Source organism: Aquabacterium sp., assembly GCF_034003525.1.
Lineage (GTDB): Bacteria > Pseudomonadota > Gammaproteobacteria > Burkholderiales > Burkholderiaceae_C > Aquabacterium.
Genome location: NZ_JAVEYN010000015.1, coordinates 62,204 through 84,668 on the forward strand (window position 1 = coordinate 62,204; position 22,465 = coordinate 84,668).

Here is a 22,465-nt window from a genome sequence, read left to right on the forward strand (position 1 = left end):
GTGCTTGTTGGGGTGGGTTGATTCCACGGTCCGTCATCTTGTTCTGATCCATCGGCCTCTGCGCAGGTTAGGTCACTAAAGCGAAAGCTTCAACCTCAGTTTTGATGAGCTTGCATTTTGTTATGCTGGTGGGCGTCGCCGAAACTTGCAGGAAGCCTAGGATCGACTGTGTAAATTCACGCTCTAGCTGACAGGTAATGTGCTGGCCTAGCCCACATGGGCTCGTACTTGGGGCTTATGCAGCTTGAAGGGGTTGCCCGATACGCTCATGCACTTCTTTAGGCCAAATCGTGGGCCTCATGGTTTGATGGCTGAGCCAGTTTCCCATGCCCCACAGTGTGAATACGGGCAAGGTGATGGGCAGGCCGATGAATACGAAAATGGTCATTAATCGGCTGTCGCGCCACCAGCGCAGGAACTGTGGGCCGAAGGGGCTGACCACGCCGAGGCTTTGCCACAGGGTTTTGGGCCGCTCATCGTTTTGTAGTACTTCGCCTTCTGGCAAGGCAGGTCCATTGTCTTCCATGTAGCGGCGAAGGTGTTCCCACAGGCGTGGCACGGTGGTTTCGCCAAGCAACATACTGCTGGTCACCGGAAACTCGTCGAGCAGGCGGCCTTGGGGTTCATTCTTTTTGGGGAAATCACGCGCCACGAGCACGAGGCCGTGAACGCGAGTGACGGAGTTGCCGCGAGTGATGATCTGCACCCGGTGCTCGGCGGTGATGCAGCTCCAGTGATATTCCACGCCCTGTAACAGCAATGGTTTGCGCGTCCACCAACGGTCTTTGGCTTGGTCTTGGTTTGGATCGAACAGACGGTACACACGCTGGTGCTTGCGGTCAAAGATCAATGGCTGATTGTCGGGGGCGAAAAGGTCGGCGCGCAGCAGGCCCGGGATGGGAGCAAGGCCAAAGCGCCAGGCGACCCATGCTGCGATTACCACGCTGAGCATGGTGAACAACGCTTGGCCATCAAGGATCTGAATAGCTTCCCAAAAAATCTGTATGCCAAAGGGAAAGATGAAGGCGCAAAACCCCAATAACCCAAGGGCTACCAAAATCATGATGCCACGAAGCTGCGTGGTACTAGTCGCCCCCATCAGCTCTATGGCATTCGGGTAAACGGCCCTTATGGTGTTGAGCGCCGTAGGGTCATCACTGCAAGGCGCGCGGGGTGTGAATCGTCTCGCAACCCCGCTGAGTGCGTCTTTGCCCTGGACCTCGGCAGGCTCTTCAGGGCCGACTGACTCCAGTCCTGATGCGATGTAATCGCCATGTTTGATTAAATTCAAAGTCTTGGTGCTCAAGCTGCGTCATCTCCAACGACCAATTGCTTCCAGGCCTTATCTTCTTCAGCCCAGCTCGCTCTTTTTTTCTCATCTCGGTCCGGCTTGCCAAAGTAGCTGTACTTAAGCCAAGTTTGCATCGGAGTGGGGGTTTCCATCACAATGTAAACAGTTTGCCCAACTGCCACCAATGTCAAGGCCCACCCTAAACCTGGGACGGTCAAACCAACTGCTGCCGTGCCAATACGGGCTGCCACCGCACGTGCAAGGATGCCTCCGGCAGCACGCTCCACCCCTCTAATAAGGATCTGGGTTTGATAAGCCATTTGTACCAACAGTGGCACACCACCCGCTGCGAAGAGCAGCGTTGCGTTAGTCATCCCTCGGGCTAATCGCTCATGCCCTTGTGCCCTAAATCGGTCTGCCTCCCGCAGGCACATCCACGCACTGAGGGTGTTTCCGGCCAATCCCATCACTGCCCCAACTAGCCGGGGTGCAGACAGCCATTTGTTATTGGCAGCCGCAGGGCCCAATCGTACTTCCATGAATTTGGCCCCTAAGTCGGCTGCTCCGCCGATGAGGCCAGCCATACCGTCGGAAATGCTGAGGATAGCGTCAAACTGCTTTTTGGGATCGACTGTACTCAGGTATTGACACAGTCCCCTCCAAGCGCCCAAACCTTGTACGGCCATCGTGCCTACGGCTAACCGGCCGTCCATGCTCAGCATGGTGAGCTGAGCCTGACGGCCAAGGGTTCGTAGCGCGCTCGGGGCCTTGGCCGCTTCATTGATTTGCTTGTCGTACAGAGGCACAAAGCGCGCCAACGGTAAGGCCAGCACGCCGCCTTGTGCCGCAGCGGCTTTCAGTGAAAGAGCGCTTTGATTGATATGTACTGTACTGCCTGACAGTTGCGACAGCTCGCGTGCAGCATTGCCGCTGGACATGCGCAACTCACGCAATGTCTCGGTGTCGGTCATGATGGCCAGTGTTAGCTGTCCTTTGCCCCTCAAGCCCCGAATCTCGCGCATGCTGAGCATTTCGCCTCGCGCGCGCTTGATCTGGACGTAGGTGTCGACACTGACGTTGGCGTGGATCAGCACTGGCAACTTGGGAGCGACCCCAGCAGGCGCTTGTAGCGCATATTCGCAGATTCTATGCACCCAGGTCATGGCCTCGGCCCGAGTCAGGCGCTGCAGCACCTTGGGACCGACCTGAAGTGTTTGACGAGCATTGGCTTGTGCGTGACGGCGCCACGTGTCGTGAACGGCTTGAGTGGCTACGGCAGCGATGGTGCCCATCAAGGTTACAGAGAACCCCATGGTTGCTTGCGTCAACCACCCTAGTCGCCTAGCAAGCGGTGGGGCCAGTGGTATTGTGCCGCCCTTGGTGACCGTGGAAGTAATCTCGCCAATCAGTCCCTTGAAAAAATCCACCACCTTGTCTGGCTTATCGTTTTCCAACGTTTCCCACAAAGAGGCTTGGTTGGCGAACATGGCGCGTAGCAATAGTGCGTGAGGTGTGCTCACGTCAGCGTCCAGTTGTTTCTCAAAGGTCTGAAGAGCGGCGGCAGTTTTGGGTTCGGGGGTGAATGAGCGAGTGACTTCGGCTACATACACGGCACCTGCACAACAGCCGGTACGCGCCACCTTGGCAGCCTGGTTGCCTTCGTTCTGGTCGAAGTGCCGGGCAAAGTAGTTCAGCAGCATGGGGTCGTTGAGCGCTGCATCCCAGTCTTGCTCGCAGCGCTGTAGCGGGGTCAGGTGTTCTGCTTGATGCTTTTTTTCTAGATCCAACTGCCACTGTCGGCGTTGTTCTTCGTCGTAGAACTCAAGGAACTTGTCCCACTGTTTTCGTCCTTCTCGCGTGGCCCAGGCGTCTAACTGGGTCTGATAACCGGGACGCAGCACCCGGCCGATGTCGGCATCCATCAGGCGATCAGTTCTCGCCAGCCAGAAGAATGCTTTGGTGAGCAGGTTGGCTTTGTCCATCAACTCCTTGCCAGCCCCCCGCTCTTGTTCGGTCAGGGCCTGCCACTCCGTGCCCGGCGGATAGCTGCTTCGTTCGTAAGCGCTACGCGTTTGCAGAGGCACGATTTGCGGTAGCCCACTTTCCTCCGCGTGTGCGATCAGGCTCTGCTCCAGGGTCGCGATGGCTTGGTTGACTTTGCGAGGCTGCTCCAGATCAGGGGCTGCCAAAGCCGATTCAGCCAGGGTGTGACGCCACATTCGAATGGTGTTGAATTCCGTGGCCAAGCCGGCGGGGTCGCGCAGCACAACGGCTAGTTCTTTGCCTGTGGTATCTGCGTGGCAGGCTGCGGCCTTTTGTAACTGGTTGGCCAATTCCTCGGCCGATATGGACAGCGCATTGAAAGGGTAGTCCAGCGGCGCAGCTTCAGCGTTTCGGGCTACACCTTGATGCCGATAGCTCCGCAGCACGCACTCTAGCACCTTGGCACGAAGGGCCTGCGGTGTAGGAGCAAAGCTGTTAGGGTCTGGCGCTTTGAGTTGCACCTCTTGCATTGCGCTGGGGTTGGCCGCGTTGATGGCGCGCAGCGAGTCGCTCCAGAGATTGGCACTGAATGCGATCCATACGCTTTTGATGGCGTGCGCTTCTGGAATCGGCAGTAGCTTCATACCTCCCGAGTTGTGCCCTTGACGCGAACAAGTTGGGGGCTGTGGGTTCATGACGAAAACAGGGTTGTCCTGAGCGATCAGATCGCCTGTTGGCGTCACTCGATACACCTGCCAAGGTTGCACGCCCGTAGGCGGCTTAGGGATGTATACGTGCACGTAGCCTTCTCGCAGCAGTCGTAGCACATAGCGGCTTTCGGTGGGTTGACGGCCGGGCACTAGGCCTTGGATCTCATCGCCTGCGCGAACCGCGTTGGCGCCAATGGGTGCCAACCTTGGGTCCTTGGCGATCGCGCCTGGACGCAAGAGCAACAAAGAAAGGCTGCTTCGATTACAGGCCTTGCAGGGTTGGTCAGTGCTGGTTGCGACGGTCATGGGAGGTTCTCAAACAATTGTTCGTTCAGATGTGCCGCCAGTTCATGCAGCGAAACGTTCGTGCCAGTGAGCCCAGAGTCTTTAGTGTTTGATTCCGACAATGCTTCGCGGCATATCAACTCAACGGCCTGCTCAGCGTGGAGCAACAACAGTGCTGCAAGCGCCGTGAGGTCCTCCGGCCTAATCACTTTGAGGTGCAGAGTGGCCGCCATTTCTTGGGCTCGTAGCAAAGCAGCATCAACTCGGCTTAGCAAGGTACTTTCCAATTGGGGAGCGTCCAATCCGCGCAAAGTCAACTCACCCAGGTAGCGGGCCACTGCAGCGTGCACAAGCTCTCCGTTCATGAATTGGCGCAATTGCGCTGGTTTCCATCGCAACGCAATCGCAGTTTCGTGGCAGCGTTGAATTTCGATTAACCGCCCCGACGCACTCAAGCAGCTCCAGCGTTGAATTGGGCCCATTGCGGCACTCACTGCAGTCTTGCCAGCTATATGCGCGGCCCATAGCATTACGCGGCTGTCCGCCAATCGCTGGTAGCGAAGTTGGCTATTGCACTCGCAGCGCAATCTCAAGAGCTCACTGATGGCCGAAGTAATTGCATCTGGTCGGGCACTGGAGTGAATCCATGCACCGATGCGGTGCGCAGATCTCCCCATGCCAGAAATGCCCTGTGACTGGGCCTCCATCCTGTCTGCATGGGCAATGTCCAGGGTTTCGGCCAGCCACGCATCATCGGGTCCTGACAACGACACTAAGTAAGGAAAGAGTGCGGGTGGCAGATCGATACTGGCATGCAATTCGACAGCTTGCACCTCTCTGCCCCAAGCTAGGGTACGAGCAGCGGTGACTTCCGCGAGCGAGCTTACAGTGGGCGCCCTATCCACAGTAATGGGTTCGCCGGCTATCGGGTCCACCAAGATGAAGGTTGGAACTCCAACTTTGCAGCTTTTGGCAAGTTCTGCCTCGTCGCAGATCGGGTTGTCCAACGGGGTCTTCGGCGATGACTGCATCGCCCTAGATTGCACTGCTGCCCCCCATGGCCGCATCGACTGTCTTGGTTGGGCACTCTGCCAGCTTGCCAGCCTTCTTCAACTCCACACGGTCTGAGGCACTGCCCCCCCCCGTCAACTCCTTCATCGCAGCCTTGAAGCTGGCCTTGCCGCTCGTGCCGATCTCGATGTTCCCGCATTCGAGCTTCACGTAGCCACCGCCCCCATTGAGCACGATGCGCTCGGGCGCCGTGATGACGATGTCTGCCGCCGTGCTCTGCAGGTCAATGGCCTTTTGCGCCGTCAGCGTGAAGGCATCGCTCTGCGCTTCGGTGCGCACATTGCCGCTGGCGGCATGCATCTTCAGCCCCACCTCCTGCACGGCACGTTGCTTGTCTTTGGCCTCGCCCCGCGTGAACAGGCTGATGCCGTCTTTCACGGCCCAGGCCTGGTGGCGTTGCGCGAGCAAGTTGGTGTCTTGCCCGGCGGTGAAGGTGGTGTGCTGGCCGGTGCTCAGCACCGTGTGTGCCGGCGTGAGGGCAGCGATGTCACCGGCCGCGCTCATCAGCAGGTCGGGCCGTTCGGTGGCGGGAATCTGGCCGTGCCCACCGTCCATGCCACGTGCCGCGTCTGGCGATGCACCATCTTCGGCCTGGGCTGACATGCCACCGGACTGCTCCGTGCCCCGCAGGCTTTGCAGCGTGGCTTGCAAGGCCGTGTGCGCTGGCAACTTGTCCGCTGCGGTCTCGCCCGGCAGCTTGGCCAGATGGGTCTGCGCGTTGGCGTGCAGGGCGGTCATCAGCTCGGCGTGCTGGCCCAGTTGGCTTTGCGCTTCGCGGCTGTTCAAGGGCTGGCCTTGGGCCGTGCTGGTGCCGCCCGCACGGGCATGGGTGCTCACGTGTAGGCCTTGCGCGGCGCGCAGCGCCCCTTGCGCCTGCGTGTGCAGTTCCAGCCCATGCCCTCGGTGGGCCAGGCGCTGGTTGTCATGCTGTTGCAGCAGGTGCCCGATCTGCAGCCAGGTCTGGCTCTGCGTGGTGTGCAGCAGGGCGCGACCCTGGCCCGGTGTGTCGTCCAACACCAGTTGGTTGTACCCGCCACCGCCTGCTTGCGAGGCATCCAGTCTCTGGCTCTTGAAGCCGCTGAGCGTGGCGGTGTGGGCATGGCCTTCATGGGCGCCTTGCCGTGCGCTGCCGGGGAACCAGGCGGGCGCATTGCCGGTGGCGCCCGCCGCACCGGCGTTGACGCGGTTGCCCTGGGCATCGGGCTGGCCCTCGCCGTTGTAGGTGGCGCCGACGATGACGGGGCGGTCGATGTCGCCGTCCACAAACTCCACCAGCACCTCTTGCCCCAGGCGCGGGATGAAGACCCCGCCCCAGTTGGCGCCCGCCCAGGAGGATTGGGCCACACGCACCCAGGTGCCCGATGCGTCGGACGCGGGGGCGTTGTCATCCATGGGTGCGCTCAGACGGTGGCTGGCCTGGGCGCCGCGCTGCCAGTGAAACTGCAGCTTGATGCGGGCATCGCGGTCGGTGTGGATGGGCGCGTCCAGGCCCACCACCAGGGCGGTTTGTGTGCCCCATGCAGTGGGGCGAGGGTGAACCAGGCGGCCTTGCGCATCGTGCAGGCGCGGGCGCACCGGCACGCTCACGCGCTGGGCGCTCAGGCGCGCTTCGTACAGCGGCTCGTCGCTGGCGTTGGCGGTGGTGGCTTGCTGGCCGGGGCGCACCACGCTGCCCAGCAGGTGTTGCAGGCCGGCTTGCACATCGGCGCTGAGGTTGTTGCGGGCGCGGTGCACCACGCCCAGCACCACGAAGCGGGCATCGTCATCGTGGCCTGCTGACGTGCCGCTGCCGTGCTCGGGGTGGTCGAGCAGGGTGAAGGTGGTGCCCGGCTGCAGGGTGCGCACGGTGGCGGCACCTTCAAAGCGCTTGCGTTCGGCCTGCAGGCTTTGCTGCTGGATCAGGGCGCGGCGTTCGGCCTGGGCCGGGGTTTCGTAGGCGTAGGCGCCGGGCTGGTCGTGGTGCACCAGGGGCATGGGCTGCGCGTGCGCATCATCGGCGTCCACGCTGGCGCTGTGGCTGGTCACGGCGCGGTAGTCCCAGCTGGCGGTCTGTACGCTGCTGCTCGTCACCTGGCGGTGGCCGTGCCAGCGGGTGATGCTGTCTTCCTTGAGCACGGCGCCCGCCTGGGTGAAGCGGATGCGGGGCTGCGCGTTGGGCCGGAAGGCGTCGTTGTGGTCGGCAATCACCAGGGTGTGGGCACCCAGGGTGCGCAAGTCCTGCGCGTCGCCCTGGTGTTCGAGCCAGGTGAACAGGCCTTCTTCGGCCCACAGGCGCTGCAAGAAGGCAAGGTCGGTTTCGTTGAACTGGGTGCACAGCGAGCGCTTGGCGAAGGCCTCGCGGTCGGCCACGTCAATGCGCCATTGCGGCATCAGCCGGCCCTGGCTTTGGTAGTCGGCGAAGATGGCTTCGGTGATGTCGAGCGCGCTCTGGTCCTGGAACACCCAGGCGTCGGTGCGCTGCGCGAGGAAGGCGGTCCAGGGTTCGATGTGCAGGCGGTAGCGCGCCAGGCCACCGTCGGCGCCCATCAGCTCAAAGCGGGTGACGTGGCCGTGGAAGGGGCGCAGTTCGGTGGTGCTGTGGGCGGTGAGCAGCTCCAGCAAGACGGGCTGGCCCAGCAGGTCGGGGGCGTGCAGGTTCGAGCGTGTGCTCACGGCCAGCAGTTCGATGCCAAAGCCGGTGAGCAGGCCGGGCGCGTTGTGAGGCGCGGCTCCCGCCGGCAGGCAGGCGCGGCCGGGGCTGAGGGTCTCGGTGACCGTGGCCCGTTCGGCCATCAGCACGTCCGGTCCGAGCGGCGTGTGCAGTCGCAGCAGGCGGGTGTGCTGGTTCAGGCCCTGCGCACCGAGCGCGTCCAGCACGCTGGCGATCAGGCTATGGCCAGAGCCGGCCACAGCAGACTGAATGCCGGCAAGATCCGTCATGTGTCCATCCCAAGTTTGTGTTGATCGGCCGTGTCATGTCGCACGGCCGCAGAACCCGGGACGTTATCGCAAAAGAACAGCGGCATCGCGGCGGTCCCCTCCAACAGGGGTGCCGGCGATGCCGCCAAGTTGCAAGCAGTTGTGAGCGCTGTGTGCGCCTGTCAGGCAGCGATCAGATGAAGCTGAAGTGTTCCTGGTCCATCTGCATGATGCTGCGTGTAGGCGACAGCATGGACTTCTTGTGGCCATCGGCGCGGGGCAGCAGGCGCTCGAAGTAGAACTCGGCGGTCTGCAGCTTGGCGGTGTAGAAATCCTTCGAATCCTTGCCGCCGCGGGCCAGCTTGTCCTGCGCCACCAGAGCCTGCTTGAGCCAGAAGTGGCCCATCATCACGAAGCCCGAGTACATCAGGAAGTCGTAGCAGGCGGCGCTGACGATGTCGCGGTCCTTGTTGGCACGCAGCATGATGCGCAGCGTCAGGGCCTTCCACTGCATGGCGCGCTTGAAGCAGGCGCGGGCCATCTGGCCGATCGGGCCGCCCGAGAGCAGGTGCGGCTTGGCCTGGGCGATCATCTCGTTGGTGAAGTTGAAGATGCACTTGCCACGGGTTTGCAGCAGCACCTTGCGGCCCAGCAGGTCCAGGGCCTGGATGCCGGTCGTGCCCTCGTACAGCGTGGAGATGCGCGCGTCGCGGGCGATCTGCTCCATGCCGTGCTCCTTGATGTAGCCGTGGCCGCCGAACACCTGCATGCCCAGGTTGGCGCACTCCAGGCCCATCTCGGTGATGAAGCCTTTGAGGATGGGGGTGTAGAAGCCCAGGCGGTCGTCGAACTCTTCGTACTGTGCCTGGTCGCCGGTGGAGACGGCGGCCACCATGTTGTCGGCCAGCTTGGCGGCGTGGTAGATCATGGCGCGGGCACCTTCGGCCACCGCGCGCTGGGTCAGCAGCATGCGGCGCACGTCGGCGTGCCAGATCAGGGCGTCGGCCACGTGGTCGGCGTCTTTCTTGCCCGAGAGGGCGCGCATGGAGCGGCGCTCTTTGGCGTAGGGTAGTGAGCCTTGGTACGACAGCTCGGCGTGGGCCAGGCCCTGCACGGCGGTGCCGATGCGGGCGGTGTTCATGAACGTGAACATCGCCTCCAAGCCCTTGTTGGGCTCGGCGATCATGTAGCCGACGGCCTCGTCGAAGTTCATCACGCAGGTGGCCGAGGCACGGATGCCCATCTTGTGCTCCAGCGCGCCGGCCTTGACGGTGTTGCGCGCGCCCAGCGAGCCATCGGCGTTGATCAAGAACTTGGGCACGATGAACAGCGAGATGCCACGGGTGCCCTTGGGGGCGTCGGGCAGGCGGGCCAGCACGATGTGGACGATGTTCTCTGCCAGGTCGTGTTCACCGGCGGAGATGAAGATCTTGGTGCCGGTGATCTTGTAGGTGCCGTCGCCAGCGGGCTCGGCCTTGGTCTTGACCTGGCCCAGGTCGGTGCCACACTGGGGTTCGGTCAGGCACATGGTGCCGGTCCACTCGCCGCTCACCAGCTTGGGCATGTAGGTGTTCTTCTGCTCGGTGCTGCCGAACTGGAAGACGGTGTTCATGCAGCCCAGGCTGAGGCCGGGGTACATGGTGAAGGACCAGTTGGCCGTGCCCATCATCTCGGCCTTGAGCATGTTCAAGGACATGGGCAGCTCCTGGCCGCCGTATTCCTTGGGGTGGGACAGGCCTTGCCAGCCGCCGGCCACGTACTCGGCGTAGGCTTCCTTGAAGCCTTTGGGGGTGGTGACCTCGCCGTCGGCGATGGTGCAGCCTTCCTGGTCGCCCGACAGGTTCAACGGGGCCAGCACTTCTTCACAAAAGGTGGCGCAGCCTTCCAGGATGGCGTCCACCATGTCAGGCGTGGCGTCTTCGGCGCTCGGCAGCTTGGCGTAGTGCGCCGGGTAGTCGAACACCTCGTTGAGCAGGAAGCGCACGTCGCGCAAAGGGGCCTTGTATTGCGGCATGGGTCACCTCGGTATATGGGTCTGTGAGTTTCGAACGACCTTTTCAAACGATCGTTCGAATTGCCGTGTTTATACCGCAGGGCTGTCGGCCTGTGGGGTGTTGGCGCCGCTCTGAACGGGGCTTCCCCCTCGATTGGGTGGGGCGATCGGGGGGGGCTGCAAAAGAAAAGCCCCGTCCGGGGACGGGGCTGGCAGGGCGTCGGCGACCAGGCGCCACTGCATGGGGTGAGTCGTCAGAGGCCCAGCAGCTTGTAAATGGGCTGCAGCAGCGAGTCCAACGTGCCGGGCGTCTTGGTGTTTTGCTCGTTCTTCTGGGTTTCGTAGGCGCGGATGGGGGTGCCCTTGCCATCGATCAGGTTGTCCACCACCACCTTGAGGCTGGCGTGATTGGCTTCCTTGACGGCGGTGCCCGAGAAGGTGAGGGTGGTCAGGGTGTGTGACTTCAGCAGGTCACGCTGATAGGGCACGTAGTAGCCGACATTGGGGTAGGGCTTCATGGTGTTCACCCATTTTTGCACTTCCGGCACCCATTTCTGGTTCAACAGGGTGTCACGCGTCACGCCGGATGGGGCGGCTGCCAATTCCGGGTAGAAAGAGGTGTATGAGAAGGCCGAGTAGATGCCGTCGCGCTGGAAGGTGCTGAAGTTGAAGCGGTCTTGCGGGAAGATCTTTGCCAAGCCAGTGCTCAGTGAGCCGAGGTTCTCAGCCGTGCCCGCATAGGGGTACAGGGTCAGCAGCTTGGTGACCAGGCCGTCGCTGCCGTCCAAGCCCCACACGTTGCGGATCTTGTTGTGGAGGTGAACCGAGGGTGACACCTCAGGGCTGTCGGTGCGGTTCACGTTGAACAGTGGGCCCGAGTCGGCCAGCAGGGCTGACTTCTTCGGGTTCATGGCCAGGCGCAGCCAGCCGTAGTTGGCGGTGGAGCCCGCGCCGCCGGCCGAGAAGCCAGTCACCAGCAGTTGGGCGGGTTGCTTGAAGTTCTTGCCCAGCCATTGCGCCATGGCGTAGCCGTTGATGCTGCCGCGGTGGTATTGCACGCGGGGCTTGCTGGGGTCGGCATCGGTGTAGGCGGTGACCTTGTTGCCGGTGTGCACGTCGCCCGTGCAGTAGGGGGCGTAGACGATGTTCCAGCTCTGGGTCTGCACGGACTGCAGCGGGTGCAGGCGCATCGAGAACGGGGTGATCAAGCCGCCCAGGGCCAGGCCGGAGAGGCCGCCGTTGAGGATGTTGAACACATTGGTCATGTAGTCGGCCGGGATCCCGTTGGGGTTGGAGGCCGACAGGATGGACAGACCCAGCGGACCTTCGCCCTTGCCGGCGCAGGCGTTCTGATCCCAGCAGGCGCCGCCTCCTTCGAACACCACCACGGTCTTGGTGCTGAAGGGCGTCTTGTTGACGAAGAAGCGGTAGGGCGAACCGTCGCCGCACGCCGCGCCGCTGCTGGCGGGCAGCTCGACGGCTTCCCATTGGAAGTACCCGGCCGAAGCGGCCATGGGCAGGAGGCTGGCCAGGGCCAGGATCTGGGCTTTGACGGCGAAGGTGCGCATGGTGTGTCTCTCCAATGTGTCTGGGCGAGTGGTTCCCGGCGGACGTGCATGCGTCCTGGCTCTGGGAGATGGCGCAGTCTAGGAATTCGTGACGAATGTCGCGATCAGGGCAACACCTCTCAGGTGATCCCTGGGAATGTTGCGCGCCAGCACCGGCTTGCGCCGATTGGGGCGATGTGGTGCGCACGACGTGCGCATGCCGCACCGCATCGGGGCAGGCAGCCCCGTGTTGAGGCACGGGATGGTCGCCAATGAGGACCGACGGCGGTGAAACAGTCAGGCACGGTGGTTGCTTGTATACAAGCCTGTACATCACAGGTCGACCGACTTTCAGATGCTTGGTGCGATCGGGTGATGGTGTGCAACTGGTGCAAGCAAGGAGCAGCAAATGTCGTCAATGGAGCAATGGAATCGTCGTCAATGGATGAAGGGTGTGGGCAGCGCGAGCGCTGGCCTGGCATTGGGCGGGTGGTCGAACTTGGTGTTGGCCCAAAAGTCTTTGACCATCGGCATGGTGTATGTGGGGCCCAAGGATGACTTCGGCTACAACCAGGCTCACTATGAGGCGGCACAGGCCATCCGCAAGCTGCCTGGCATCAAGATGGTTGGCGAGGAGAACGTGCCAGAGACCCAGGCGGCTCAAAAGAGCATGCAAGGGATGATTTCTCAAGATGGCGCCACCCTTCTGTTCCCCACTTCGTTTGGCTACTTCAACCCACATGTGCTGGAGGTGGCACGCAAGAATCCCAGCATTCGCATTGCGCATTGCGGCGGGCTGTGGGATGCGGCCAAACACCCCGGGAGTGTGGGCAGCTATTTCGGCTACATCGACGAGTGCCAGTACCTCAACGGGGTGATCGCTGGGCACATGACGAAGTCGAAGAAGGTGGGTTTCATCGCGGCCAAGCCGATTCCTCAGGTGATGCGCAATATCAACGCGTTCACTTTGGGTGCGCGCTCCGTCAACCCGGCCATCACCTGTTCGGTGGTGTTCACAGGGGATTGGTCGATGCCGGTGAAGGAGGCCGAGGCGACCAACAGCTTGGCAGATCAAGGGGTGGACGTGTTCACCATGCACGTCGATGGCCCGAAGGTGATCGTGGAGACCGCTGCCCGTCGAGGCAAGTTTGTGTGCGGCTACCACGCCAGTCAGGCCAAGTTGGCGCCCAACGCCTACCTGACAGGAGCTGAGTGGAACTGGGTGACGCCGTATCGGCAAATGGTGGAAGCCGCGCGCACAGGCAAGCCGCATCCCAACTTCCTGCGTGGGGGGTTGAAGGAGGGCTACGTCAAGACATCTCCCTACGGCGCGATGGTGCCGGAAGGGGCGCGCAAACAGGCCGATGCGATCAAGGCCGCGATGTTGAAGGATCAGTTTGACATCTTCAAGGGTGAGATCCGTGACAACACTGGCAAGTTGGTGGTGGGCAAGGGTCAGGTGATCCGTCAGGACGATGTGGTGCTGGAGCAGATGAATTATCTGGTCGAAGGCGTCATCGGCAAAGCCTGATGCAAACCAGGAAGAGCTTGATGGAGGTCGGGTCATGACCCCTGTTCGTTGGGTGGCCATCTTCGATGGTCTGGTGTTGCCGATGCTTGCCCTGGTTGGAGCGGTGCTGCTGTTTGGCGGTTTCGTTTGGTTGGGGGGCACCGATCCGGTCGAAACCTGGGTGCTGCTGTTCCAGGGCGCATTTGGCGATGCCTTCTCGTGGCAGAACACCCTGCAGCGGGCCGCGCCGCTGATGCTCACCGCGTTGTGCGTGGCCATTCCCATGCAGGCGGGAATGACCATCATCGGTGGTGAAGGGGCCTTGGTCCTGGGCGGTTTGGCGGCTGCAGGCCTGCCTTATCTGTTTGCCCCGCCGGACGGTCTCTTGGGAACCGCATGGATCCTCTTGGCCGGGGCGGTGGCAGGCGGCGCCTGGATTGCGTTGGCTGGCCTGTTGCAGCAGTACCGGGGCGTGAACGAGACCATCAGCTCTTTGTTGATGAGCTACCTGGCGATTGGGGTGTTCAAGCACCTGGTCGAAGGTCCGATGCGGGATCCGGAGAGCCTCAACAAGCCCTCAACCCAGCCTTTGCATGACACCTGGCTGTTAGGGCTGATCCCGGGGCAGGAGGTGCACTGGGGGTTGGTGATTGGTGCGATGGTGTGCGTCCTGGCAGGTCTGTGGTTGTATGGCACGACGCACGGCTTTGCGACCCGTGTGGTCGGTGGCAACGCGCGGGCGGCCCGCCTGGTGGGCTTGCCTAGTCAGCGCCTGGTGGTGTGCGCCTGTGCATTGGGCGGTGCGGCAGCCGGGTTGGCGGGGGGCATTGAGGTGGCGGCGGTACACGGCGCGGCCAATGCCTCGCTGATTGCCGGGCTGGGCTACACCGGCATCCTGGTCGCCTTTGTGGCTCGCCATAACCCAGTGGCGGTGATTCCCGTTGCGGTGTTGTTCGGGGGCTTCGGCTCTGCGGGCAGTTTGTTGCAGCGGCGTCTGGACCTGCCCGACGCTTCGGTGTGGGTGCTGCAGGGCTTTGCCTTTGTGTTGATTCTGGCGTGTGAAGCTGCGCGTGGGCGGCTGGGGTTGTGGCTGGCACAGCGGCGGGCGCGCATTGCCGCGTCTCAGGTGGCGCATGAAACGAGCCGGCAACGCCTGGCACGCCAGAAGGCTCAGGCCGTGAGCGTGGGAGAGGTGGCATGAGCGATGTGATGTTGTGGACCGATGTGTTGCTTGCCATTCTGGGGGGCGCCATCCGGGTGGGAACGCCCTTCCTCTTCGTGAGTTTGGGCGAGTGTCTGACCGAGAAGTCTGGGCGGGTCAATCTGGGGCTGGAGGGAGTGCTGGTCTTGTCTGCCATGGCGGGCTTTGGTGGGAGTTATCTGACCGGCTCGGCATGGTTGGGGGTTGGCATGGCCGCACTGTCCGGGGCTTTGCTGGCCTCCCTGCATGGGTGGCTGTGCGCCCTGCCTCGGGTCAATGACATCGCCACCGGGATCGCTTTGATGCTGCTGGGGGTGGGGCTGGCCTTCTATCTGGGCAAGGACCTGATCCAGCCTCAGGCCAGTCAGATCCCATCGATTCCCCTGGGCTGGTGGAGTGACTCTCCTCAGGTGCAAACAGCCTTGCGCATCAATGCGTTGTTCCCGATCGGGGTGGTGCTGGCCATGGCCTTGACGTGGATGCTGGCGCACACCCGTTGGGGGCTGATTGTTCGCATGGCCGGCGACAGCACCGATGCCGCGCGCGCTCTGGGCTACTCGGTGAACACCGTGCGGGTGGTGGCCACCATGGCCGGTGGCTTTGTCGCCGGTATCGGTGGTGCATCGCTGTCTTTGTACTACCCGGGAAGCTGGAACGAGGGCTTGTCGAGTGGTCAGGGCCTCATTGCTGTGGCGCTGGTGATCTTTGCTCGCTGGCGGCCGATGCAATGTTTGTGGGCATCGCTGCTCTTTGGGGGGGCAGGCGCGCTCGGTCCGGCTTTGCAGTCGGTGGGGGTGAGCGCGGGCTATCACCTGTTCAATGCCATGCCTTATGCGCTGACCCTGCTGATCCTGGTGTGGAGTTGCAAGCCCAAGCAAGCCCTGAAGGGTGCCCCGGCCGAGCTGAAGTTGGCGCGCTGAGGCGTGCCGTGATGAAGGAGTGAACGATGAGTGGATTGAGTGGTTTGAACAAGTCGCCTCACGGGGTGGTGTTGGGGCTGGTGCAGTTGCACTTGCCCTTGGTCGAGACCCCGACACAGTTGGCGGCGCAGACGGCGCGCATCGTCGAGATGGTTGGGAAGGCCCGGCGCAGCTATCCGGGCATGGATCTGGTGGTGTTTCCAGAGTATGCGTTGCACGGGCTCTCGATGAACACGGCCGATGAGCTGATGGTGTCTCTGGATGGGCCTGAGGTGGCTGCGTTCAAGGCCGCTTGCGTGTTACATCGCATTTGGGGCTGCTTCTCGATCATGGAGAAGAACCCGGGCGGTCAACCCTACAACACTGGGCTGGTCATCGATGACCAGGGACAGCTGCAGCTGTACTACCGTAAGTACCACCCCTGGGTCCCGGTGGAGCCTTGGGAGCCCGGCAACATGGGCATTCCCGTCATCACGGGGCCCAAGGGTGTGAAGCTGGCGCTGATCATTTGTCACGATGGCATGTTCCCCGAAATGGCGCGCGAGTGCGCCTACCAGGGTGCTGAGCTGATGATCCGGACGGCGGGCTACACCGCACCTATTCGACACGCCTGGCAGATCACCAACCAGGCCAATGCGTTCCAGAACCTCATGGTGACCGCAAGCGTGTGCCTGTGCGGCAGTGACGGCACTTTCGACTCCATGGGCGAAGCCATGGTGTGCAACTTCGATGGCACGGTGATGGTGCAGGGTGGCGCGCGCCCCGACGAGATCGTCTGCGCTGAGGTGCGGCCGGATCTGGTTCGTGAGGCCCGTCAGCACTGGGGCGTGGAGAACAACATTTACCAGTTCTTCCACCGCGGCTATGTGGCGGTGCAAGGCGGTGCACAGGATTGTCCCTACACGTTCATGCAGGACATGGTGGCGGGCCGCGCACGGCTGCCCTGGGAGTCCGAGGTTGCTCATACCGATGGGGCATCGTGCGGTTTTGAGAGCCCCACGCGACAGTTCAAGGGCAGTGAGCCCAATTTGTTGGCGTCCGCAACAGCCGTATCTAAGGAGCTTGCATGAGTCAGGTCTCCGGCACTTATGTTGACGCCCAACCCTACCGTTGGCCTTACAACGGCGATCTGCGGGCATCGAACACGGCACTGGTCATCATCGACATGCAGACAGATTTCTGCGGCGAGGGAGGCTATGTCGACAAGATGGGCTACGACATCTCGGCCACACGGGCCCCGATCGAACCCATCAAGGCCTTGCTGGCTGAGGCTCGCGCGGTCGGGATGTTGGTGATTCACACCCGAGAAGGTCACCGTCCCGACCTGAGCGACTTGCCTGCCAACAAGCGATGGCGTTCGCGTCAGATCGGCAGCAATGGGGTGGGCATTGGCGACATGGGGCCGTGTGGGCGCATCCTGGTGCGCGGCGAGCCGGGCTGGGACATCATTCCCGAGTTGTACCCGGTCGACGGTGAGCCCATCATCGACAAGCCTGGCAAGGGCTCCTTCTATGCCACCGACCTGGAGTTGATCCTGCGCACCCGGGGCATTGACAACCTCATCTTGACGGGGATCACCACCGATGTGTGTGTGCACACCACCATGCGCGATGCCAATGATCGTGGTTTTGAGTGCGTGATGCTGACCGATTGCACCGGTGCCACCGATCCCGGCAACCATGCCGCGGCTTTTCAGATGATCAAGATGCAAGGCGGGGTGTTTGGTGCGGTGTCGGACTCGAGCGCCGTGATTCGAACCCTGCGTACCCTGTGAGGAGAGCTCATGACTGCATTGGCCTTGTCCACATATGAGCTGACCAAGCGCTTTGGTGCCTTCACCGCGCTCGACGGGGTGTCGATCGAGGTTCGACCCGGGACCGTGCATGCCTTGCTGGGTGAAAATGGGGCGGGCAAGAGCACGCTTGTGAAGGCCCTGGTGGGCTATCACCAACCAGATGCCGGCGCGGTGTTGCTTGACGGGCGTGAGCAGGCGATCACCTCGCCAGTGGTGGCCAGACAGTTGGGCATAGGCATGGTGTACCAGCATTTCACGGTGGTGCCCGGGATGACCGTGGCCGAGAACCTGTTGCTGGGTCGAGGCCGCTTGCCCGCCGTGATCCCATGGCGTGAGGTCCGTGCGGAGCTGGAGAACTTCATGTCCAGCACCCCCTTCCGCCTGGACCTGGATGCCCGTCCGATGGACCTGTCGGCGGGAGAAAAGCAGAAGCTCGAGATTCTCAAGCAGCTCTTTCTCAAGCCCCGCCTGTTGATCCTGGATGAGCCCACTTCAGTGTTGACGCCTCAAGAGGCGGACGAAGTGCTCGGCGTGTTGCGCGATCGGGCCCACGCGGGTGATGTCAGCATCATCTTGATCACCCACAAGTTCCGTGAGGTGATGGCCATGGCCGATGACGTCAGCGTTCTGCGTCGTGGCCAGTTGATGGGCAGTCATCGTGTGCAAGCAGTGAGCCCCTCCCAGCTTGGGGCGGAGATGATGGGCCTGGAAGGCGGCGATCAGTCCACAGAGGCGATGACTCCTGCCATGGGGCGGACCCTGTCGGCCGAGGCCCCCGTTCGGTTGCGGGTGCAGGATCTGGGGGTCATGGGGGATCGCGGGGACCGAGCCGTGAGCGACGTGTCCTTCGAGGTGCGTTCCGGCGAGATCGTGGGCGTGGCCGGGGTGTCGGGCAATGGTCAGCGCGAGCTGATGGAAGCCCTGGTCGGGCAGCGGGAGCGGGCCCGCGGTACCGTTTGGATTGACGGCGAGCTTTACCTGGCCAGTCGCGAGCAGAACCAGCGGCTCCATGTGCGCAGCCTGCCGGAAGAGCCTCTGCGCAATGCCTGTGTGGGCGAGCTGAGTGTGGCCTTGAACATCGGTCTGCGTCGTTTCGATGAGGCGCCGGCGTCACGTGGTGGCTGGATGCGGCTCGGCGTGCTGCGTTCCCAGGCTCGGACCTTGATCGACAGCTATGGCATCAAGACGCAAGGCGAACAAGCGCCGATCGCCTCACTGTCTGGTGGCAATGTGCAGCGCGCGGTGCTGGCGCGTGAGCTCGACGGCGATGTGCGTGTGCTGCTGGTCTCCAACCCCGTGTTTGGGTTGGACTTCGCCGCCGTGGCCGAGATCCACGATCGCATCATGGCGGTTCGCAATCAAGGCGGTGCCGTCCTGCTGCTCAGCGAAGACCTGGACGAGTTGCTGAAGCTCTCCGACCGCATGGTGGTCATGAGTGAGGGGCGCATCGTGCATGCCTGCCCAACCGCGACCGCAGATCGGCATCTCATCGGGGCCTTCATGGCCGGGCATGGGCATTCCGCTACGGCTTTGCGACAGGAGGCTGCATGAGTCCCAGCTTGACCGCGTCGGCCACACCCACGCCGTTTGCCTTCGATCTGAGCCGGACAGCCCTGCTGATCATCGACATGCAGCGCGATTTCGTGGAGCCCGGTGGCTTCGGCGCCAGTCTCGGCAACGACGTGGCGCCCTTGCAATCCCTGGTTCCCGTGATCTCCCGTCTGCTGGGCAGATGGCGTGCCGCCGGTGGCTGGGTGGTGCACACCCGTGAGGGCCATGCGCCTGACCTGTCGGATTGCCCGCCCGCCAAGCGTGAGCGGGGTGAGGCCAACCTGCGCATTGGGGATGTCGGGCCGATGGGGCGAATCCTGATCCGGGGTGAGCCGGGTCACGCCATCGTGCCTGAACTGACACCGATACCCGGCGAGCCGGTGATCGACAAGCCTGGCAAGGGCGCCTTCTACGCCACGGATCTACAGGCCCAGCTCCAGGCGCGTGGCATCACTCACCTGGTTCTGGCTGGCGTCACCACCGAGGTATGTGTGCAGACCACGATGCGGGAGGCCAATGACCGGGGATACGAGTGTCTGCTGCTCGAGGACGCCTGTCGCAGTTACTTCCCCCCCTTCCATCAGGCCACGCTCGAGATGGTCCGCGCGCAAGGGGCCATCGTTGGATGGACCGCCACCAGTGCCGAATTGCTTGCGGCCGTCAGTCCTCTCTGAAGATCCTTCACCTTCCTTGATCATGCGTTTCACGAGTCATTCTGTCCCTGACGCCATACCCGCCACCATCGAGGGATTGCTGCAGGCGTACCGCCAACAGAGGCTGTGCCCTGAGGACGTCCTTGCTGCTTTGTGGGCACGCTGGCAGACCACGCCCCTGGCGCAGGATCCAGCGTGGATCACCCGAGCCGACGCCGACTTCCTGCAGGCGCAACTCGATGCCCTGCAGGGGCAGTCGCCAGCGTCCTTGCCTCTGTTCGGCATTCCCTTTGCTGTCAAGGACAACATCGATGTGGAGGGGTTGCCCACCACAGCTGCGTGCCCCGGTTTTGCTTACCGGCCTCGTGACACGGCGGAGGTCGTGCGTCGCCTGATGCGAGCCGGCGCCATTGTGGTCGGCAAGACCAACCTTGACCAGTTTGCGACCGGGCTGGTGGGCACGCGCTCGCCTTACGGGGTGCCGACGTCCACCTTCAGCGCCGAACATGTCAGTGGGGGCTCCAGTTCGGGGTCGGCGGTAGTGGTTGCGCGGGGCGAGGTGCCGTTTGCGCTAGGCACCGACACAGCCGGGTCAGGTCGGGTGCCGGCCGGCTTCAACAACCTCGTCGGGCTCAAACCGACGCCCGGACGGGTGCCTACCCACGGTGTTCTTCCTGCCTGTCGCACGCTGGACTGCGTGTCGGTGTTCAGCCTGACCACCGGCGATGCCGCGCGGGTGCTGAGTGTCATCGACGGCCCGATGCCGGGTGAGCCAGTGTTCCAGTCCCATCCCCTGCAGTCATCGAGTTGGGCTGCGCCTTTGCGCATCGGCGTGCCGATGAGCCCCGAGTTCTTCGGCAACACCGACTATGAGCAGGCCTTCGCGCGTGCTCTGGCGCTGTGGAGTGACGTGCCTGGAGCCGCTTCGGACGCGGTCAGTTTGGTGCCTGTGGACCTCACGCCGTTCAACGAGGTGGCCCGCCTCCTCTACGAAGGCCCCTGGGTCGCCGAGCGCTATGCCGCCATTGCCGAACTGATGCAGCGTGAGCCCGAGGCGGTGCACCCCGTGGTGCGCGGCATCATCACGCAGGCGCATCGGCACGATGCCGTGGGCACTTTTCAGGCCCACTATCGCTTGCAGGAACTGGCCGCTCAACTGCTTCCCACATGGGGGCAGATCGACGTCCTCATGGTGCCGACGGCACCCACGCATCCCACGCTGCAGCAAGTGGCGGCAGATCCGGTGGGGGCCAACGCCCGACTGGGCACTTACACCAACTTCGTCAACTTGCTGGGCCTGGCAGCACTGGCCCTGCCGGCAGGACTCACCTCTGCCGGGTTGCCCTTCGGCATCACCCTCATCGCTCCAGGCGGTCGCGATGCGGCCTTGCTGGCGTTGGGGGCTCTCTGGCAAAGCACGGTGCAGGCTCGGCTGTACGCCTTGGCGGGACATGGGCTTGCGGGGGCCTCGCACAATGATCAGGCGGGTGTCGAGGTCCGCAGCGCGCCCGAAGTTGCCCTGGCCGTGGTGGGTGCACATCTGGAAGGCATGCCTTTGCACCACCAACTGCAGGCCCGCCAGGCACGCTTGCTCTCACGCACCCACACCGCGCCTCGCTACCGTTTGGTGGCGCTGCCTGACAGCGTCCCCCCAAAGCCCGGATTGGCCAGAGTGACCGACGAGTCGGCCGGGCGCGCCATCGAGGTCGAGGTCTACGCCATGCCCGAGGCGCATGTCGGCTCTTTCCTGTCTCTCATCCCGCCGCCGCTGGGGCTGGGCACCTTGGAGTTGGCCGATGGCACTTGGGTCAAGGGCTTCATCTGCGAACCTTGTGGGCTGGCCGGCGCCGAAGACATCAGCCACCATGGCGGCTGGCGGGCCTACTGTCAACACCGCATCGCTGCGCAGGAGGCTACGCCATGAATGCCCCTGGCTCTCTCGCACTCAATCAGCCCGACACCCTTGCCGAGGTGCAAGCCCTGTTTTGTGCGTACGAAGACGCCCTGATGCGCAACGACCGGGCTGCACTCAATGCCTTTTTCTGGTCACATCCAGCGGTCACCCGTTACGGCATCGCGGACCGGCAGTGGGGGCATGAGGAGCTGGTCCGTTACCGAGCCGAAGTGCCCAACCCTGACTTCACTCGCGTTCTGCACGGGGTTCGCATCAGCACTTTTGGCGCCGACACTGCCGTGGTCATGTGTGAGTTCCGGCGCAGCGACACCCCCTTGCACGGCTTTCAGACGCAGACCTGGATGCGCCTGCCCGAGGGATGGAAGATTGTCTCGGCGCATGTCAGCATGGTGCCTCTGACGTTCGACACCCGCATGGAAGCGCCATGACCCTGATCGTGACACCGGATTCTGACGCTTGGGCAGGACTGAGCCTGGCCGATCGGGCCTATGCTCAAGTCAAGCAATTGATTTTCGACTTTGCGCTTTTGCCTGGCGATCGGTTTTCCGAGGGTGAGTTGTCCGAGCGCATTCGGGTCAGTCGCACGCCCTTGCGCCAGGCCTTGCAGCGACTGCAAGGCGAGGGATTTTTGCAGGTCTTTCCGAAGACAGGGTGGCAGGTGGCGCCCTTGAACTTCGATGCCTTCGACCAACTGTATGACCTGCGTATCTTGCTCGAGACCCATTCGGTGTCTCTGTTATGTGCCCAGGTCGAGCGTTCCTGGATCGACGAACTGGCCACGGTCTGGCTCTCGCCGCCTGAGGCGCGCCTCCAGGCACGCAGTGCCGTCGACCGCTTGGACGAGATTTTTCACAGCACCCTGGTCCTTGCCACAGGCAACCGTGAAATGGCCCGAGTCCATGCCGACATCACGGAGCGAATTCGCATCATTCGTCGCCTGGACTTCACCAAGCAGAATCGGGTTGATGCCACCTATGACGAGCATGGGGCCATCTTGAAAGCCATCGTGCAGCGCCGGGAAAAACCGGCGCAATCGCTGTTGCGGGCACACATCGAACAAAGCAAGAAGGCAGTCCGCCACATCACCTTGGACATGCTCTATCAAGCCCGTCAGCGTCTGCACGCCCAGAGCGCTGCCTGAT

The 22,465-nt window shown here is 62.7% G+C and carries 16 protein-coding genes; 10 read left to right on the forward strand and 6 right to left on the reverse strand.

The genetic code is table 11. The annotated features are described in order from the left end of the window. Positions 1–235: 235 nt before the first annotated feature. From RBT42_RS10420 to RBT42_RS10445, 6 genes are all read right to left on the reverse strand, one after another. Positions 236–1,306: a DUF6708 domain-containing protein gene (locus tag RBT42_RS10420; RefSeq protein WP_320364823.1), complete on the reverse strand. Its 1,071-nt coding sequence runs from the start codon at positions 1,304–1,306 to the stop codon at positions 236–238. Then, positions 1,303–4,290 carry a T6SS effector BTH_I2691 family protein gene (locus tag RBT42_RS10425; protein WP_320364825.1) on the reverse strand — a complete coding sequence of 996 codons (2,988 nt, stop codon included), beginning with the start codon at positions 4,288–4,290 and terminating at the stop codon, positions 1,303–1,305. Before RBT42_RS10425 ends, RBT42_RS10420 begins: the two co-directional genes overlap by 4 nt. Continuing rightward, on the reverse strand, positions 4,287–5,276 hold the full coding sequence (locus RBT42_RS10430; RefSeq protein ID WP_320364827.1) for a hypothetical protein: 990 nt from the start codon (positions 5,274–5,276) through the stop codon (positions 4,287–4,289). The genes RBT42_RS10425 and RBT42_RS10430 overlap by 4 nt, the downstream gene beginning before the upstream one ends. 28 nt (positions 5,277–5,304) lie before the next feature. Then, a complete protein-coding gene (locus RBT42_RS10435) occupies positions 5,305–8,259 on the reverse strand; it encodes a type VI secretion system Vgr family protein (protein WP_320364828.1) in 2,955 nt (984 codons plus the stop codon). Between the two features lie 172 nt (positions 8,260–8,431). Then, positions 8,432–10,252 carry an acyl-CoA dehydrogenase C-terminal domain-containing protein gene (locus tag RBT42_RS10440; RefSeq protein ID WP_320364830.1) on the reverse strand — a complete coding sequence of 607 codons (1,821 nt, stop codon included), beginning with the start codon at positions 10,250–10,252 and terminating at the stop codon, positions 8,432–8,434. Between the two features lie 233 nt (positions 10,253–10,485). Beyond that, positions 10,486–11,799, reverse strand: a complete 1,314-nt coding sequence (locus RBT42_RS10445) for a pectin acetylesterase-family hydrolase (RefSeq protein ID WP_320364832.1) — start codon at positions 11,797–11,799, stop codon at positions 10,486–10,488. 388 nt (positions 11,800–12,187) lie between these two features. Between RBT42_RS10445 and RBT42_RS10450 the strand changes: the two genes are divergently transcribed. Genes RBT42_RS10450 through RBT42_RS10495 form a run of 10 tightly spaced genes read left to right on the forward strand, consistent with a single transcriptional unit; the run spans position 12,188 to position 22,464 of the window. Continuing rightward, the gene (locus tag RBT42_RS10450; RefSeq protein WP_413785883.1) at positions 12,188–13,309 is read left to right on the forward strand and encodes a BMP family ABC transporter substrate-binding protein; all 1,122 of its coding nucleotides are present in this window, start codon (positions 12,188–12,190) and stop codon (positions 13,307–13,309) included. A 34-nt stretch (positions 13,310–13,343) separates the two neighbouring features. Then, positions 13,344–14,489, forward strand: coding sequence for an ABC transporter permease (locus RBT42_RS10455; RefSeq protein WP_320364834.1), 1,146 nt, complete (start codon positions 13,344–13,346; stop codon positions 14,487–14,489). After that, positions 14,486–15,409, forward strand: coding sequence for an ABC transporter permease (locus RBT42_RS10460; RefSeq protein ID WP_320364836.1), 924 nt, complete (start codon positions 14,486–14,488; stop codon positions 15,407–15,409). Before RBT42_RS10455 ends, RBT42_RS10460 begins: the two co-directional genes overlap by 4 nt. A gap of 26 nt (positions 15,410–15,435) precedes the next feature. Then, positions 15,436–16,479, forward strand: coding sequence for a formamidase (locus RBT42_RS10465; protein WP_320364838.1), 1,044 nt, complete (start codon positions 15,436–15,438; stop codon positions 16,477–16,479). Continuing rightward, positions 16,476–17,183 (forward strand): isochorismatase family cysteine hydrolase, encoded by a 708-nt coding sequence (locus tag RBT42_RS10470; RefSeq protein ID WP_320364840.1) that lies wholly within the window; start codon positions 16,476–16,478, stop codon positions 17,181–17,183. Before RBT42_RS10465 ends, RBT42_RS10470 begins: the two co-directional genes overlap by 4 nt. Before the next feature lie 9 nt (positions 17,184–17,192). Then, entirely contained in the window at positions 17,193–18,755 is a 1,563-nt protein-coding gene (locus tag RBT42_RS10475; RefSeq protein ID WP_320364842.1) for an ABC transporter ATP-binding protein, read from the forward strand. Further along, a complete protein-coding gene (locus RBT42_RS10480; RefSeq protein WP_320364843.1) occupies positions 18,752–19,429 on the forward strand; it encodes a cysteine hydrolase in 678 nt (225 codons plus the stop codon). The genes RBT42_RS10475 and RBT42_RS10480 overlap by 4 nt, the downstream gene beginning before the upstream one ends. A 22-nt stretch (positions 19,430–19,451) precedes the next feature. Beyond that, positions 19,452–21,332, forward strand: a complete 1,881-nt coding sequence (gene atzF, locus RBT42_RS10485; protein WP_320364845.1) for an allophanate hydrolase — start codon at positions 19,452–19,454, stop codon at positions 21,330–21,332. Continuing rightward, positions 21,329–21,751: an AtzH-like domain-containing protein gene (locus RBT42_RS10490; protein WP_320364847.1), complete on the forward strand. Its 423-nt coding sequence runs from the start codon at positions 21,329–21,331 to the stop codon at positions 21,749–21,751. Before atzF ends, RBT42_RS10490 begins: the two co-directional genes overlap by 4 nt. Then, positions 21,748–22,464: a GntR family transcriptional regulator gene (locus RBT42_RS10495; protein ID WP_320364848.1), complete on the forward strand. Its 717-nt coding sequence runs from the start codon at positions 21,748–21,750 to the stop codon at positions 22,462–22,464. Before RBT42_RS10490 ends, RBT42_RS10495 begins: the two co-directional genes overlap by 4 nt. Position 22,465 lies beyond the last annotated feature (1 nt).